This is a genomic window from Georgenia subflava (assembly GCF_009193155.1).
GTDB lineage: Bacteria > Actinomycetota > Actinomycetes > Actinomycetales > Actinomycetaceae > Georgenia > Georgenia subflava.
The window spans coordinates 91057-106717 of the sequence record NZ_VUKD01000003.1 but is presented as its reverse complement, the minus strand read 5'-3'; the positions used below and the strand labels follow the sequence as shown (position 1 = coordinate 106717).

General features: G+C 72.7%; 16 protein-coding genes and 1 tRNA gene. 9 read left to right on the top strand and 8 right to left on the bottom strand.

The window, feature by feature from the left end; all coding sequences use genetic code 11:
• The first annotated feature begins 4 nt into the window (after positions 1-4).
• Entirely contained in the window at positions 5-1075 is a 1071-nt protein-coding gene (locus GD748_RS10615; RefSeq protein ID WP_264372477.1) for a RecB family exonuclease, read from the top strand.
• On the opposite strand, the gene GD748_RS10610 is transcribed toward GD748_RS10615, so the two are convergent.
• Complete coding sequence (locus GD748_RS10610; protein WP_226921173.1) at positions 1076-1780, bottom strand: HAD family hydrolase; 705 nt, start codon at positions 1778-1780, stop codon at positions 1076-1078.
• A 31-nt stretch (positions 1781-1811) separates the two neighbouring features.
• On the opposite strand from GD748_RS10610, the gene GD748_RS10605 reads away from it, so the two are divergent.
• Positions 1812-2783, top strand: a complete 972-nt coding sequence (locus GD748_RS10605) for a PAC2 family protein (protein WP_152195193.1) — start codon at positions 1812-1814, stop codon at positions 2781-2783.
• A 46-nt stretch (positions 2784-2829) separates the two neighbouring features.
• A complete protein-coding gene (locus GD748_RS10600; protein ID WP_152195192.1) occupies positions 2830-3531 on the top strand; it encodes an MBL fold metallo-hydrolase in 702 nt (233 codons plus the stop codon).
• 119 nt (positions 3532-3650) lie between these two features.
• On the opposite strand, the gene mshC is transcribed toward GD748_RS10600, so the two are convergent.
• A complete protein-coding gene (mshC, locus tag GD748_RS10595) occupies positions 3651-4928 on the bottom strand; it encodes a cysteine--1-D-myo-inosityl 2-amino-2-deoxy-alpha-D-glucopyranoside ligase (RefSeq protein WP_152195191.1) in 1278 nt (425 codons plus the stop codon).
• A gap of 76 nt (positions 4929-5004) precedes the next feature.
• Positions 5005-5889 (bottom strand): undecaprenyl-diphosphate phosphatase, encoded by an 885-nt coding sequence (locus GD748_RS10590; RefSeq protein WP_152195190.1) that lies wholly within the window; start codon positions 5887-5889, stop codon positions 5005-5007.
• 187 nt (positions 5890-6076) lie between these two features.
• Between GD748_RS10590 and GD748_RS10585 the strand changes: the two genes are divergently transcribed.
• Entirely contained in the window at positions 6077-7051 is a 975-nt protein-coding gene (locus GD748_RS10585; protein WP_152195189.1) for an aldo/keto reductase, read from the top strand.
• A 74-nt stretch (positions 7052-7125) separates the two neighbouring features.
• Here GD748_RS10585 and GD748_RS10580 read toward each other — a convergent pair whose 3' ends face one another.
• Positions 7126-7395 (bottom strand): DNA primase, encoded by a 270-nt coding sequence (locus tag GD748_RS10580; protein ID WP_152195188.1) that lies wholly within the window; start codon positions 7393-7395, stop codon positions 7126-7128.
• Positions 7396-7497: 102 nt separating this feature from the next.
• On the opposite strand from GD748_RS10580, the gene GD748_RS10575 reads away from it, so the two are divergent.
• On the top strand, positions 7498-7734 hold the full coding sequence (locus GD748_RS10575; protein ID WP_152195187.1) for a DUF5703 family protein: 237 nt from the start codon (positions 7498-7500) through the stop codon (positions 7732-7734).
• A 163-nt stretch (positions 7735-7897) separates the two neighbouring features.
• On the opposite strand, the gene GD748_RS10570 is transcribed toward GD748_RS10575, so the two are convergent.
• From GD748_RS10570 to GD748_RS10560, 3 genes are read right to left on the bottom strand one after another with little or no spacing between them, the layout of a single operon-like run.
• Entirely contained in the window at positions 7898-9244 is a 1347-nt protein-coding gene (locus GD748_RS10570; protein WP_152195186.1) for a M20/M25/M40 family metallo-hydrolase, read from the bottom strand.
• A 48-nt stretch (positions 9245-9292) separates the two neighbouring features.
• Entirely contained in the window at positions 9293-11413 is a 2121-nt protein-coding gene (locus tag GD748_RS10565; protein WP_152195185.1) for a M3 family metallopeptidase, read from the bottom strand.
• 35 nt (positions 11414-11448) lie between these two features.
• Positions 11449-12537, bottom strand: a complete 1089-nt coding sequence (locus GD748_RS10560) for a bifunctional GNAT family N-acetyltransferase/nucleoside triphosphate pyrophosphohydrolase family protein (RefSeq protein ID WP_152195184.1) — start codon at positions 12535-12537, stop codon at positions 11449-11451.
• 81 nt (positions 12538-12618) lie between these two features.
• Between GD748_RS10560 and GD748_RS10555 the strand changes: the two genes are divergently transcribed.
• The 4 genes from GD748_RS10555 to GD748_RS10540 all read left to right on the top strand — a co-directional run bounded on the left by GD748_RS10555 (position 12619) and on the right by GD748_RS10540 (position 15130).
• Entirely contained in the window at positions 12619-13479 is an 861-nt protein-coding gene (locus GD748_RS10555; protein ID WP_152195183.1) for an SDR family oxidoreductase, read from the top strand.
• Between the two features lie 150 nt (positions 13480-13629).
• Positions 13630-13715 (top strand) — tRNA-Leu (locus GD748_RS10550).
• A 213-nt stretch (positions 13716-13928) separates the two neighbouring features.
• Positions 13929-14459 (top strand): hypothetical protein, encoded by a 531-nt coding sequence (locus tag GD748_RS10545; RefSeq protein ID WP_152195182.1) that lies wholly within the window; start codon positions 13929-13931, stop codon positions 14457-14459.
• The gene (locus GD748_RS10540) at positions 14456-15130 is read left to right on the top strand and encodes an RES family NAD+ phosphorylase (protein ID WP_193312916.1); all 675 of its coding nucleotides are present in this window, start codon (positions 14456-14458) and stop codon (positions 15128-15130) included. Before GD748_RS10545 ends, GD748_RS10540 begins: the two co-directional genes overlap by 4 nt.
• Positions 15131-15316: 186 nt before the next feature.
• Here the strand turns inward: GD748_RS10540 and GD748_RS10535 are convergent, their stop codons facing one another.
• Positions 15317-15523, bottom strand: a complete 207-nt coding sequence (locus GD748_RS10535; protein WP_152195180.1) for a hypothetical protein — start codon at positions 15521-15523, stop codon at positions 15317-15319.
• Positions 15524-15661 lie beyond the last annotated feature (138 nt).

The window sequence follows — 15661 nt, the reverse complement described above, 5'->3', positions numbered from 1 at the left end:
CAGCATGACGCAGACGACCGACCTCGACACCATGACGGGCCCCGGCGCCGCGCTCGATACGGCACCCGCGGCCGATGCGGCACCGGCTGCCGACATGGCTACGGGAGCCGAGGTGACGACGGCGGTCGACGCAACGACTCCAGCTCTGGGCGGGCTGTCCCTCGGCACGGTCCCCCTCGAGCCGCTGACGCCGGACGCGGCCACCCCCGAGGAGGCGGCGTCGACGCCGGAAGGTTCCCCGCACGGACGACGCCGCGCCGCCCTGTCCCCCTCGCGCGCCAAGGACTTCCAGCAGTGCCCGCTGCTGTTCCGCTTCCGGGCGGTGGACCGCCTGCCGGAGCCACCGTCGGCCGCGGCGGTCAAGGGCTCGCTCGTGCACGCCGTGCTCGAGCGCCTCTTCGACCTGCCGGCCGCCGGCCGCACCGAGGAGGCGGCCCAGTCCCTGCTCGATCCGGAGTGGAGCCGGCTGCAGGCCGAGCGGCCCGACGTCGTGAGCATGTTCGCGGGGCCCGAGGACCTGGGTGCGTGGCTGGCCCAGGCGCGCAGCCTGCTCACCCAGTACTTCCGCATGGAGAACCCGCAGCGTCTGGAACCGGCCGAGCGCGAGATGCTCGTCGAGACCGAGCTGGCCTCCGGGGTGCTGCTGCGCGGGTTCGTCGACCGCCTCGACGTCGCCCCGAACGGCGCCGTCCGGGTGGTCGACTACAAGACGGGCAAGGCCCCCAACCCCCGCTTCCAGGACGAGGCGCTCTTCCAGATGCGCTTCTACGCGCTCATGCTGTGGCGGCTGAACGGCACGGTCCCAGCGCGGCTGCAGCTGGTGTACCTGGGCAACGGCCGCACCCTGACCCACGACCCCGTCGAGGCGGAGCTGGTGGCGCTGGAGAAGCACCTCGACCGGCTGTGGGAGACCATCTCGGCGGCGGCCGCCACCGGCGACTTCCAGCCGCGCGTGTCCCGCCTGTGCGACTGGTGCAGCTTCCAGTCCCTGTGCCCGAAGTTCGGTGGCGAGGTCCCGCCGATGCCGCCCGAGGGCGTCGAGCACCTGCTCACCGCGCGAGCGGCGCCGCAGTAGTCAGTGCCGGCTGTGGCTGGGCTCGAGCTCGTCCACGACCTCGCCGGCCAGCACCCGGCTCAGCAGCTCGACGTCGGCGTGCTCGAGGGAACGCAGTCGCGACAACGTGTCCCGGGCCGGGACCGGGACCATCATCGGCACGGCGACGGTGCGCGCGCCGGACGCCAGCGCGGCGGTGACGCCGACCGTGGAGTCCTCGATCGCCACGCACCGGGTCACATCGACGCCGAGCCGCTCGGCGGCCGTGAGGTAGGCCTCGGGGTGCGGCTTGCCCAGGGTGACCTGATCACCGGTGACCACCGCCTCGAACGAGCCGGTCGGCGCGGCCTGCACGACGGCGTCGGCGAGGGCGGCGTAGGACATGGTGACCAGGGCGCAGGGCACCCCCGCCCCGCGCAGGGCCGCCAGCAGTCGCAGGGCGCCCGGGCGCCACGGCGCACCGTGCTCGAGCACGCGGGACACCACCCCGCCAAGGATCTCCGTCACCAGCGCCTCGGGCGCACCGGGGATACCGGTCTGCTCCTGGATGATCCGGGCCGAGGTCAGCAGGTCGTTGCCCACCAGCTGCAGACCCTGCTCGTGCGTCCACGTACCGCCGTGGCGGGAGACGACGGCGGTCTCGGCGGCCATCCAGTAGGGCTCGGTGTCGACGAGGGTGCCGTCCATGTCCCACAGGACGGCATCCGGAAGAGAGTGGCTGATCACCCGCCGACCATATCCACCCTACTGTGGGTCCATGACGAGCACGGACCCCGGCAGCACCGATCGCCCGGAGGAGACTCCGCCCGAGACCGTCGAGGAGCCTCTGGGCGCGGCGTCCCGGGAGGACTCGCCGGAGCCGGGCAAGGAGCTGCCACCTGCCCTGCTGCTGGCGGCGTTCGAGGGCTGGAACGACGCCGGCGGCGCCTCCACGCACTCCCTCGAGCTCATCGCGGACGCCTGGGAGGCCGAGGTGGTCCACGAGCTCGACCCGCAGGACTACCACGACTTCCAGGTCAACCGGCCCGTAGTCGGCGTCGACGCGGACGGCAAGCGGGACCTGACCTGGCCGAGCACGACCATCTCGGTGGCCAGCACACCGATCTCCGGCCGCAAGGTGGTGCTCGTCCAGGGCGTCGAGCCGTCCTTCCGCTGGCGCGACTACTGCGAGGAGATCCTCGAGGTCGCGAAGGGGCTCGGCGTGGGCACTGTGGTAGGGGTCGGCGCGCTGCTCGCCGACGTGCCGCACTCACGTCCCATCCCGGTCCAGACGAGCTCGAACGACCCGCAGGTCCAGGCGCTCCTCGGCGTCGAGGGCTCCGACTACGAGGGGCCGTCGGGCATCACCGGCGTGCTCACCCACCTCGCGGCCGAGCGCGGTATGCACACCCTGAGCGTGTGGGCCGCGGTGCCGCACTACGTCGCCCAGCCACCGTCGCCGAAGGCCACGCTCGGGCTCATGGTCCGGCTCGAGGAGCTGGTCGGCGAGCCGCTGCCGGTGGGCGACCTGCCCGAGGACGCCCGCGCCTGGCAGGCCGGGGTCGACGAGCTGGCCGGGCAGGACCCGGACGTGGCGGAGTACATCCACCAGCTCGAGGAGGCCAAGGACACCGCCGAGCTGCCCGAGGCCACCGGCGAGGCCATCGCGCGCGAGTTCGAGCGCTACCTGCGTCGTCGGGACATCCGCGGCGACAAGGGCGGCAGCGGACCCGGCCCGGGAGGGCTCTGAGGATTTCGGTTGCCGGCCGACCTACCCGTCACGAAAAGATGACGTGATGATCGCCGAACAGCTGAACCCTGACCTCTTCCTCCTCACCCTCGGCGGCTGGCCCGCCTACCTGTGGCGCGACCCGGACGGCGTCACGCTCGTGGACGCCGGCCCGGTCGGATCCGGGGCGGACCTGCTCCGTGCCCTCGACGAGATCGGGGTGGAGCGATCCGACGTCCGACGGCTCGTGCTGACCCACTTCCACGACGACCACGCCGGCGGCGCCGCGGAGGTCGCCGGCTGGGGCGGCGTCGAGATCATCGCCCACGAGAGCGACGCCCCCATCATCCGCGGCGACCGCCCCGGTCCCCCGCCCAGCTTCAGCGACGCGGAGCGCGCCCTGCACGCGCGGGTGGCTGGTGACCTCGAGCCCGCCCCGGCCTGTCGAGTCGACACCGTGGTCCGCGACGGCGACGTCCTGGACATCGCTGGCGGCGCCACAGTCGTCTCCACGCCGGGGCACACCGACGGCAGCGTGGCGCTCTACCTCGACCGTCCCCGCGTCCTGTTCACCGGCGACACCGTCGCCGAGCACGACGGCGTCATCATGCGTGGCGTCTTCAACCTCGACGGCGAGGCGGCGGCGGAGTCGTTCCGGGCGCTGACGGCGCTGCCGGCCGAGATCGCCTGCTTCGGGCACGGCCGTCCCGTGCTCGGCGACGCCCAGGCGATCCTGACCACCGCCGCCGCCGCGATGATCACGGTCTGACTGAGCTCACCGCTGCCGCAGCCGACGACGTTCGCTTCCCGTGCCACCGCCGTCGCGGCGGAGAGGGTCCCCGTCTGACCGGGCCTCCGACGCCGCAGGTGGTTCGACCCGGGCCCAGGTCAGAGCGCGACGCCGAGCAAGGCGTCCACGGTGTCTCGGACCAGGGCCGGCGCACCGGGCACGCGGTCGGCATCGTCGACGCCCGCGAGAGCCTGCTCGGCCCACGTGTCCACGGCCGCGAGGGCGGCCGGTGCGTCCAGGTCGTCGGCGAGCGCCGCGCGCACCCGCTCGAGGACCGGCTCGGCGTCGGGCCCGGCGGGCAGCGCGACGGCCTGGCGCCAGGTCTGCAGCCGGTCGGCGGCGGCCTCGAGGTGGGCGTCGCTGTACTCCCAGTCGGAGCGGTAGTGGTGGCCCAGCAGCACCAGGCGCACCGCCATCGGGTCGGTGCCGGCCTCGACGAGCCGCGAGACGAGCACGAGGTTGCCGAGCGACTTGCTCATCTTCTCGCCGTCGTAGCCGACCATGCCGCCGTGGCTGTGCAGGAGCACCGGCGCCGGGGTGCCCGTGATGGCGCGCAGGTGCGACTCGCTCATCTCGTGGTGCGGGAAGACCAGGTCCCGGCCGCCGCCCTGGACCTCCACGAGGGGGCCGAGGTACTCGTGGGCGATGCAGGAGCACTCGATGTGCCAGCCCGGCCGGCCGCTGCCGAGCGACCGGCCGTCCCAGTCCGGCTCGCCCGTGCGGGTGCGGCGCCACAGCAGCGGGTCGAGCGGGTGACGCTTGCCGGGCCGCTCCGGGTCGCCGCCGTTCTCGGCGAAGACCTCCAGCATGGCCTCGCGCTCGAGGTGGGCGCCGGCGCCGAAGAACGGGTCGGTGCTCAGGTCGGCGTAGACGTCTCCGAGCTCGCGGTCCTTCCCGCCCGGGCCGTCGGGCACCGGCACCCGGTAGGCCGTGCCGGCGGCGAGCATGTCCTCGACGGCGTCGACGACCAGCGGGATGGCGTCGACCGCGCCGATGTAGTGGTCCGGCGGCACGACCCGCAGGGCCTCCATGTCCGACCGGAACAGGTCCGTCTGGCTCTCGGCGAGCTCGCGCCAGTCCACGCCGGTCTCGTTCGCCCGCTCGAGGAGCGGGTCGTCGACGTCGGTGACGTTCTGGACGTACGTCACGTCCCGGCCGGCGTCGCGCCACGCGCGCAGGAGGAGGTCGAAGGCGACGTAGGTGTTGGCGTGCCCAAGGTGGGTGGCGTCGTAGGGCGTGATCCCGCAGACGTAGAGGGTGGCCCGCGCCGCCGCGTCCCGGGTGGGGCTCAGGGTGTCCGCCGCGGTGTCGTGCAGGTGCACGGCAGGGCCGTGCCCGGGCAGGGCGGGGACGGACGGGGTGGGCCAGGAACGCACACCGTGACTCTAACCGGCGGTGAAGGTCCGCAACGCGTCGGTCCGCGAGGCCTCCGCCACACCCGGCCCGGCGCCCCTACGCCGCGGTTGTCTCGCCGGCGGGCACGGCGTCGATGATCCCGGCGAGGATCATCGCGACGACGGCGACGGCGAGCACGATGCGGTAGACGACGAACGGCGCGTAGCTGTTCGTGGAGACGAACCTGAGGAACCAGGCCACGGCGGCGTAGCCCACGACGAACGCCACGACGGTGGCGACGACGATGAGGACGCCGGGCACGTCGACGACGCCCTCGGCGGGCTCACCGAAGACGACGTCGGTGAAGAGCTTGTAGAACCCGGAGATCATCACCGCCGGGATCGCGAGGAGGAAGGCGTACCGCGCCGCGGCCTCACGGGTGTAGCCCATGAGCAGCCCGGCGGTGATGGTGCCGCCGGAGCGGGAGACGCCCGGCACGAGCGCCAGGGCCTGGGCGAGACCGAAGTAGACGGCGTCGCGCGTGGACATGTGGTCGAGGGTCTTGGTGCGCCGCGAGGTCTTGTCGGCCCAGCCGAGGAGCAGGCCGAAGATCGCGAGCATCGCGGCGGTGATGAACAGGTTCCGCAGCGAGTGGTCGATCGCGTCCTCGAAGAGCAGCCCGAGCACACCGATGGGGATCGACCCGAGGATGACGAACCAGCCCAGACGGGCGTCGGGGTCGCTGCGGGGCACCGTGTTCTTCCACGGTCCGACCGGCAGCGCGCCGACCCAGGCCTTGATGATGTTCCAGATCTCGCGCCGGAAGTAGATGACGACGGCGGTCTCGGTGCCGATCTGGGTGATGGCGGTGAACGCGGCGCCGGGGTCGGCGCCGCTCGGCAGCAGCTCCCCGGCGATCCTCAGGTGTGCGCTCGAGGAGATCGGGAGGAACTCGGTCAGGCCCTGCACGAGCCCCAGGATGATTGCTTCCCACCATGTCACGGTCGGAAACGATAGGGCACCGGCCCGGGCCGGTCGTCACCCCACGGGCGGACCGTGGGGCGCCTCACGTCCGACCCAGGGATGTGACGCCGGTGGCCGCTCGCGGCGCAGGACGTCCGCACGGACCGGCCGCCGCGCCGCTGGACCACGGGGCGTCGGCCGGCGCGCGCCCGCTAACGTGACGGACATGCAGCAGCGCAGGGTCGGCCGGACGGGTCTGACTGTGTCCAGCCTCGGGCTCGGCACCATGACGTGGGGCCGTGACACCGACGAGCACGACGCCGGCGAGCAGCTCGAGGCCTTTCTCGAGGCCGGCGGGAACCTCGTCGACACCGCCGCCTCCTACGGCGACGGCGAGTCCGAGCGGGTCATCGGGCACCTGCTCGACGGCTCGGTCGACCGCGAGGACATGGTGCTGGTCTCCAAGGCCGGGGTGCGCACGAGGCGCACCCCCGACGGCGCCGGCGTGGTCGACGCCTCGCGCGGCTCCCTGCTCGACACCCTGGACGCCACGCTCGGCCGCCTCGGTACCGACCACCTCGACCTGTGGCTGGTTCAGACGCCTGACCTTGCCACTCCGCTGGCCGAGACCCTCGACGCCCTCGACCACGCCGTGCGCACCGGCCGAACCCGCTACGTGGGCCTGTCGAACTACCCGGCCTGGACCACCGCCCAGGCGGCGACCCTCCTGTCCGACGGCGGACCCGGCCTGGCCGCGGTGGAGGTCGAGTACTCCCTCCTCCAGCGCGGCGTCGAGCGTGAGCTGCTGCCGGCCGCCGAGGCGTTGGGCGCCGGTGTGCTGGCCTGGTCCCCGCTCGGACGCGGGGTGCTGACCGGCAAGTACCGGGCCACCGTGCCCGCGAGCTCGCGGGCAGCCTCCCCGCACCTGAGGGGGTTCGTCGAGCCCTACCTCAACGACCGCTCGCACGGCGTGGTCGAGGCCGTCACGACGGCGGCCAACGGGCTGGGCCGCACGCCGCTCGAGGTGGCGCTCGCCTGGGTGCGCGACGCACCCGGGGTGAGCTGCGCCGTCGCCGGTGCGCGCAGCGCCGGTCAGCTGCACGGTGTCCTGGCGGCGGCCGACCTGGAGCTGCCCGACCCGATCCGTGCCGTGCTCGACGAGGTCACCGCGCCGGAGCTGGGCTACCCCGAACGCTTCTGAACGCCCCCGGCCGCCCGGCCCGGTATGGCCTCAGGCCTCGCCGGATGTGGCCACAGGCCTCGCCGGGTGTGGCCTCAGACCTCTTCGAACTCCTCGTCGTCCTCGTCCTCGTAGTCCTCGTCGTCGTCTTCTTCTTCGTCGTCGTCCGAGTAGATGTCGAAGGGCGTGTCGACCCCGTAGCCGGTGAACAGGGCGTCGTCGTAGGTGTCGAAGGCGTCCATGAGGGTGTTCGCTGCTGCCACCACGGCCGGTGAGTCGCTGTCCTGTGAGGCGACGACAGCGTCGTAGTGTGCCTCGAACGCAGCGATGAGTCGGTCGAGCGCAGCCCGCGGGTCGTTAGCCATGGCATGAGCCTAGCGTCCCCGCAGGGGTGACACACCCCGCCCCTGACCTGCGCGGATGCACCGAATTTTCCCGATGTGGGCGATGCGAGGGAGCATATGGCGATGCCGAGGAAGACCGAGGATGCGACCGCGAGCCAGCGGGTGGGCGCCGGTGCCGCGTACTACGAGTACCGCACGGTGACCCTGCCGGGCACCGTGAGTCGAGGCGACGTGCGCAAGCTCCTGACCGACGAGGCCGAGTACGGCCGGTGGGAGCTCGCGCGCACCCGCATCTATCTCGGGGGCACCCGGCGGGTGTGGCTGCGCCGCAGGGCGATGAAGGTCCCCAGCACCCTGTAGGTAGGGGCCCCGCGGATACCGCGCTGGGCGACGTGCCGCGGGTGCCGCGCGTCGGCGACGGCCCGCGGTACCGCGCTGGGCCACGACCAAGGCGATGACGACGACCACCGCGACCACCCGCTCTCGAGCGCGGGTCGAGGGCGCGGCCGGCTGCCTGGCTGGGTCAGCAGGTGCGCAGCATCCGCTCGAGCACCCGGCAGCCGAACTCGAGCGCGTCGGTGGGCACCCGCTCATCGACGCCGTGGAACATGCCGGCGAAGTCGAGCTCGGCGGGCAGTCGCAGCGGCGCGAAGCCGTAGCCGGTGATGCCCAGACGGGACAGGGCCTTGTTGTCGGTGCCGCCGGAGAGCATGTAGGGCAGCACGGTGGCGCCCGGGTCCTCGGCGTCGATGGCCGCGACCATGGCGTCGACGAGGTCGCCCTCGAACGGCACCTCGAGCCCGACGTCGGAATGGATCCGCTCGATGCGCACGTGCGGTCCGGCGAGCTCGGCGAGCGTCTCCATCACCTGCGGCTCGTCGCCCGGGATCGTGCGGACGTCGATGCTGGCGGTGGCCTGGCCGGGGATGACGTTGGCCTTGTAGCCGGCGCCGAGCTGGGTGGGGTTCGCGCCGGTGCGCAGGGTGGCGCCGACGAACTTCCTGGCCGGGCCCAGTGCCGCGACGAGGCGGTCGATGCCGTCCGGGTCCTCGGGGTCGAAGGTGGTGCCGGTGAGGTCGGCGACGCCGGAGAGGAGCTGACGCACCGTGCCGGTCAGGTGCAGGGGCCAGGAGTGGGCGCCGATGCGGTGCACGGCCTCGGCGAGCCGGGTGATGGCGTTCTCGGTGTTGACCTGGGAGCCGTGCCCGGCGCGGCCGTCGGCGACGAGACGCAACCACGCGAGGCCCTTCTCGGCGGTCTGCAGCAGGTAGACGCGGCGGCCATCGATCTCCACTGAGTAGCCGCCGACCTCGCTGACGGCCTCGGTGGCGCCCTCGAAGACCTCGGGCCGGTGGTCGACGAGCCAGTGCGAGCCCATGACGCCGCCGGCCTCCTCGTCGGCCAGGAACGCGACGACGAGGTCGCGCGGCGGGCGCCAGCCGGTGCGGCCCATGTCCCGCACGACGGCGAGCATCATCGCGTCCATGTCCTTCATGTCGACGGCGCCGCGGCCCCAGATCATGCCGTCGCGCACCTCGGCGGCGAACGGGTCGACCGTCCAGTCGTCGGCGGCGGCGGGGACGACGTCGGTGTGCCCGTGGAGCACCAGCGCCGGCCGGGTCGGGTCGGTGCCCGGGATGCGCAGGAGGACGCTGGCGCGGCCGGGCGCGGACTCGACGAGCTCGGGGTCCCAGCCGACCTCGGTGAGCAGCTCCATCACCTTCTCCGCGGCGGCCCGCTCCCCCGGCCCGGATCCGTCGCCGTAGTTGGAGGTGTCGATGCGGATGAGGTCGCGGCAGATGGCGACGACCTCGTCCTCGGGGCGCAGTGCGCTCACGGCGGCGTCGGGTCCGGGGGTGGGGCTCGTCATGCCTGCAGGCTACCTGCGCCGGCGCGGCTGCCGACCCGGCCGGACGGCTCAGTCGGTGAGCCCCCGACGCACCAGCAGCGGGTCGATGCGCGAGTCGCGGCCGCGCAGCTCCCGGAAGGACGCGAGCGGGTCCTGGGAGAACCCGCGGGAGAGGAGCGTCTCCCGGAAGCGCTGGCCGGCCCGCCGGTTGAGGCCGCCGTCGCCGTTCTCGGCACCGTCGCCGGTGAACCACTCGACGGTGTCGGCGTCGAGCACCTCGGACCAGATGTAGGAGTAGTACCCGGCGTCGTAGCCGCCGCCGAAGGTGTGGTTGAAGTAGGTGGACCGGTAGCGCGGGGGCACGAGGTCCACGGCGACGCGCGCCCGGACGAGAGCCTCGGACTCGAAGGCCTGGACCTCTTCGACGGCGGTCGGGACCCGCTCGGGCCGGACCTGGTGCCAGGCCTGGTCGAGGAGTGCGGCGCCGAGGTACTCGGTGGTGGCGAAGCCCTCGCCGTAGCCCGCGACGGCCAGCACCTGGTCGAGAAGCTCGGCCGGCAGCGGCTCGCCGGTGACGTGGTGGCGGGCGAAGCGGGACACGACGGCCGGGTTGGCCATCCACATCTCGTTGACCTGGGAGGGGTACTCCACGAAGTCGCGCGGCACCGAGGTGCCCGACAAGGTCGGGTAGCGGACGTCGGAGAACAGCCCGTGCAGCGCGTGCCCGAACTCGTGGAAGCAGGTGCGGACCTCGTCCCAGGTGAGGAGCGTCGGCTCGCCCGCGGGCGGCGGGGTGATGTTGAGGTTGTTGACGACGACCGGACGCCGGTCGAGCAGGTGGGACTGGTCGACGAGGTGGTGCATCCAGGCGCCGCCGCGCTTGCCGGCGCGGGCGTAGAAGTCGCCGACGAAGAGCCCCAGGCCGCTGCCGTCCTCCTCCGTCACCTCCCACACCCGGACGCCGTCGGCGTATCCGGCGAGGTCGTCCCGCTCGTGGAAGGTGATGCCGTACAGGGCGGTGGCGGCGAAGAACACTCCGTCGGTGAGCAACCTGTCGAGCTCGAGGTAGGGCCGCAGCACGGCGTCGTCGACGCTGTAGCGCTCCTTGCGCAGCCGCTCGGCGTAGTAGGACCAGTCAGCGGCGCTCAGCTCCGTGCCGGCGGGCACGGCCGGGTCCGCCTCGAGCATCGCCCGGAGCTCGTCGGCCTCGCGCTCGGCGTTGCGGGCGGCGGGTGCGGCGAGGCGGGCGAGCATCTCGTTGATCGCGTCGGTGGTGGCCGCGGTGCCGTCCTCGGCGACGTAGGCGGCGTGGTGCTCGTAGCCGAGGAGCTGCGCGCGCTCGGCACGCAGCCGGGCGATCTCCAGGAGGGTGGCGCGCGTGTCGGAGGCGGCGTCGACGCCGGTGCCGCGCGCCTCGGAGGCGGCGAGCAGCTCGGCGCGCAGCTCGCGGTCGTCGGCCCGGGCCAGCAGGGGCTGCTGGGTGGGCAGCACCAGCGTGACGAGGTGGTCGGCACCCGCGTCGCGGTCGGCTGCGCTGCGGGCCAGGGCGGCGAGCGTGCCCTCGTCGAGCCCGGCGAGGCGGGCGGGGTCGTCGACCTCCACCGCGCCGGCCTCCATCGCCTTGACGACCCGCTGGGAGAACTCCGTCTCCAGGGTGACGAGGCGGGAGTTCAGCTCACGCAGGCGCTCCATCTCGGCGTCCTCGAGTCGGATGCCGGCCCGGACGAAGTTCTTGCGGTACTGCGCGAGCAGCCACGCGGTCTCGGCGTCCAGGTCGAGCAGTGCTGTGGCGCCGGCGAGCGACTCCAGCCGGTTGAAGATGCGGCGGTCGAGCCAGAACGCGTCGTGGTGGGCGGCGAGCCGGGGCGCCACCTCGGACTCGATGGCGTGGATCTCGTCGCCACCGACCGAGCCGGCGAGGGTGTGGAAGACGACGAGCACCCGGCCCAGCAGCTCGCCGGACCGCTCGAGGGCTTCGAGGGTGTTGACGACGTCCGGCACCGCGTCGTCGGTGGCGACCGCCTCCCACTCGGCGCGCTGGGCCGCCATGCCGGCCGCGATCGCCGGCGCGAGGTGCTCGGTGCGCACGGCGACGAAGTCGGGCAGCCCGTAGGGCAGCCCCGACGGGGCGGCGAAGGGGTTGGCCGGGTCGAGCTGCTCAGGTGCGGCCGTGGCCGTCGCGTCAGACATGCCGGTCATTGTGCCGTGGGCCGACCGGGACGGGGTCAGCCGCGCGGCCGGTACCCGTGCCGGGCGAGGACGCGGGCGATGTCCGGCGGGAAGAAGCCCGGCCCCTTGAGGACCTTGCCGTCCTCCCGGTAGATCGGCTTGCCGTCCGCCCCGAGCTTCGACAGGTTCGACGCCTGGATCTCGGCGAGGACGTCGTCGAGCGGGATGCCGCACTCGAGCGCCATGCCGTACACGACATACGTGAGGTCGCCCAGGGCGTCGGCGGCCTCGACGGTGTCCCGGGTGCCGTCGTCGGCCGCGACGGCACGGGTGAACGCGGCGGACATCTCGGCGCCGGCCGCCTCGCCGTAGACCGCCTCGACGAGCTCGGCCGTCTCCTCGGCGACAAGTGCCATGCGCATGTGCACCCGGTCGCGGTCGACGCTCGGCGCGTCAGCCACGACGGGCAGTGCGTAGGTGTCGTGGAACTGACGGACCAGCGCCTCGGGGTCGCGCGACGACGGCGGCACGGGTGCAGCCGGTGCGGTGTCGCCAGCCCGACTCGACTGGGTCTCGGGACCGTCCCAGGGGGAGACCGGCTCGCGGGCGTCCTCGCGGCGCAGGGTGCCGATCCAGCCGTCCTTCCACTCCCCGCGGGAGAGGTTCAGGGCGCGGACGGTGCCCTCCTTGCGGAACCCGTGCCGCCACACGACCCGCCAGGACGGCCAGTTGCCGAGGTCCGCGCGCCACTGGACGACGCCGAGGCCGAGCCGGCCGAATGCCGCGTCGAGCACCAGGCCGACGGCGGTGTGCATGATCCCGTTGCCGCGCGCTTCGTCGGCGAGCCAGTAGCCGAGGTCGCCCTTGCCGTGCTCGACGCCGTCGAGCCCGATCATCCCGACGAGACGCTCGTGCCCGTCGGCGACCGTGCGGATCGCCCAGGTCGGTGAGCCCTGCTCCCAGTTCGGGCCGACGACGTGCTCGACGAAACCTTCGGCGTCGCCCCTCGTGTACGGGCTCGGCACGGTGGTCCAGCGCTGGATGTCCGGCTCGGCGCAGAGCTCGGCGATCCGGTCGACGTCGTCGGCGGTCGGGGCGGTGAGCAGCAGGGTGCCGTCGGGCGAGCGCAGGGCGAAGCGGTCCATGGTCCCCGACCGTAGCGCCTGCCACCCGTGTGTCCGTGCCGCCGACGTGCGGCGGACACCGACCTCCCGCACGCTGGTGCCATGGACGTCGACACCGAGGCAGTGAAGAACCTTCCCGAGCAGCAGCAGGAGTGGCCGGGCCGGACCGACGAGCTGAAGCCCGTCCCGGACCACGGCGAGACGAGCTACACCGGCCGGGAGCGGCTGGTGGGCAAGAAGGCCCTGGTCACCGGCGGCGACTCCGGGATCGGCCGGGCGACGGCGATCGCGTTCGCCAAGGAGGGCGCCGACGTCGCGATCGCCTACCTCCCGCAGGAGCAGGACGACGCGGAGGAGACGAGGAAGCAGGTCGAGGCCGCGGGCCGCACGTGCGTGCTGTGCCCGACCGACCAGCGCACCGAGCAGGCCAACATCGACCTGGCGAAGGCCGCCGTCGAGGGTCTGGGCGGTGTGGACATCCTCGTCAACAACGCCGGGTACCAGATGGCGCAGGACGGGCTGGAGAAGATCTCCGAGGAGCAGGTTCGCCAGACGTTCGAGACGAACATCTTCTCCATCTTCTTCCTGACGAAGGCGCTGCTGCCCCATCTGAAGGAGGGGTCGTCCGTCATCAACTGCTCCTCGATCCAGGCCTACGAGCCGTCGGAGACGCTGCTCGACTACGCGTCGACGAAGGCGGCGATCAACAACGCCACGGTGAACCTCGCCGCTGAGCTGGGACCGAAGGGCATCCGGGTCAACGCGGTGGCCCCGGGGCCGATCTGGACGCCGCTGCAGCCCGCGACGAAGCCGAGCGTGAAGGACTTCGGCATGAACGCGCCGCTGGGCCGGCCGGGCCAGCCGATCGAGGTGGCGACGGCGTTCGTGTACCTCGCGAGCGACGAGGCGTCGTACGTCTCCGGCACCGTTCTCGGCGTGACCGGCGGCAAGCCCGTCTTCTGACGCCCGACGCCGCTGTGGTGTCCGTCACGAACGCCGTCGTGGCGCGGTCCGCGGTTCGAACGTGCGTGCCTGCCCGTGCTATCTTTTACGGCGTTGCCCAGGCGGGCGGACGAGGTCCTCGGGCCCCGTCGGCGCGGCGGAGCACCACCTGTCCGGGTGGCGGAATAGGCAGACGCGCTAGCTTGAGGTGCTAGTGCCCTTTATCGGGCGTGGGGGTTCAAGTCCCCCTCCGGACACTCGTTGAGACAGCGACGAGAACGGCTCCGCACCCCGGGGAAACCTGGGTGTGGGGCCTTTTTCGTGTCGCGTCCGCCTCCCCTCGACGCCCGTGTCTTGGCCGGACGCGTCCACACCCCCCCGGCCCCGGCGCACTTCGACTGCTTGCCCAGTCACGCTCCTGACGACCTTGGGGTACGGTAAGAATCGTAAGGACGCTCAAGGAGGTGGCGATGATGACTGCTCCCGAGGTCGAACGCCCGGGCGACCGGGTCACCGAGCTGTTCCGCACGTGGGCGCGCGACTCCGCCCTGGGCCTCTCATCCCTCTCCCCCGCGATGGCCGCGGCGGCGACCTCCGTCTCACCCCAGCTGGCCCGGGCAGCCCAGGCGACCGAGAACGTCTGGCGCCAGATCGGGCAGGAGTTCGGCCTGCTGACCAGCACCGAGGCGGCCGAGCACATGGGCTACGGCAGCAACCGCACCTGGGCGTCTGCCCAGCGGAAGGCCGGACGCCTGCTCGGTGTGAGGCGCGGCGGGGCATACCGCTACCCCGGGTTCCAGCTCGACGCCGCGCTCGTCCCGAGCATCTCCGAGCTTGTCGGCATCGCGCGCCAGCACGACTGGAGCGATGAGTCTGTCGTCTTGTGGCTGTGCTCCCCCTCGGGCTGGATGCCCGGAGGCGGCCGGCCTGTGGACTCGCTGCATCAGGAGCCCCGCTCGGTGATCGACGCGGCCCGCTCGGCGATGGCGCCGCGGTGGTGAGCGACTCTTCCCCACCCACGCCGGACCCGGCGCGGTTCGAGGTGGCCATACCGCCCCCGCCCCACCCGTTCGAGCCGCTCATCGAGGTGCTGCCTGCCGGCTCTCGGCTGTTCCGTAGCTTCTCCGCCGCACCGGACCGGCACGCGACCACCTTCAACCCCGGCTACGGCGGCCCGCACAGGTTCTCCTTCTTCGGCGACCCGACGATCGCCGTGCTCTACGCCGCGCAGACCGAGATCGCTGCGGTGTGCGAGTCACTGCTGCACGACGTGCCGCTCTTCGGCGGTCGGCTGATGCCGGAGCAGTACGAACGTACGGTGGTCGCCGCGCTGGACACCACGCGTGAGCTGCGCCTCGCCGCATTCCACGGGGTGGGTCTGCGCCGCCTCGGCGTCGAGCCCGCACAGCTGACCTCCTCGCCGGCGAGCACCTACGGCACCACGGTCGCGTGGGGCGAGGCCGCGCACGCCGCCGGGTTCGACGGGGTGGTGTGGATGTCGGCGCGGTGCAACACCGACCGCGCGTACGTGCTCTTCGGGGACCGGGTGCATGGTGACGACCTGCGGGTGGTGCCCGACTACGGCCGCGTCTTCACCACCGGCCCGGACCGAGACTGGCTGGTCGACCTGTGCGCTTTTATGAAGGTCGACGTCCTCACGCGCGCACCTTGAGCCGGGACATCACAGGTCCAGGACGCGTTCCGGTAGTGGCTGGGCCTTCCGGATACTCGTCGAGACAGCGACGGGAACGGCTCCGTACCTAGGGAAACCAGGGTGCGGAGCCTCTTTCGTGGCCGCGCCCTACATCAACGCTCCGTACCCGGGGACCCACGGTACGGAGCCCTTCTCGTCCCTGGGTCACTCGCCGTGGTACCAGGTCCCGTCCGGGTAGCGGAAGCTGTTGCCGAACTGCTGGGGCGCGTTCAGCGTCATGGGGACGACCGGGGCGTGAGGCCGCCGGCGCCTGGCCATGGCCCGCCGGAGCGTGGCCGCGAGCAGGGCCCGGGACGTTCCGCGGCTCGGTGCACCGGCCAGTGGTTGGGACGCGCTCATCGTCGCGTTCATCGGGAGTCCTCCTCGGGTCTGCCCGCGACCGGAGCTCGGGTCGCCCAGGCTGGTCACCGACAGTCTTGGCCGGCGACATCCCGGGCGGAATAGACCCAGGTCGCCTCTGCGTCCCCGACCCAGGTCACGTGCGCAGCG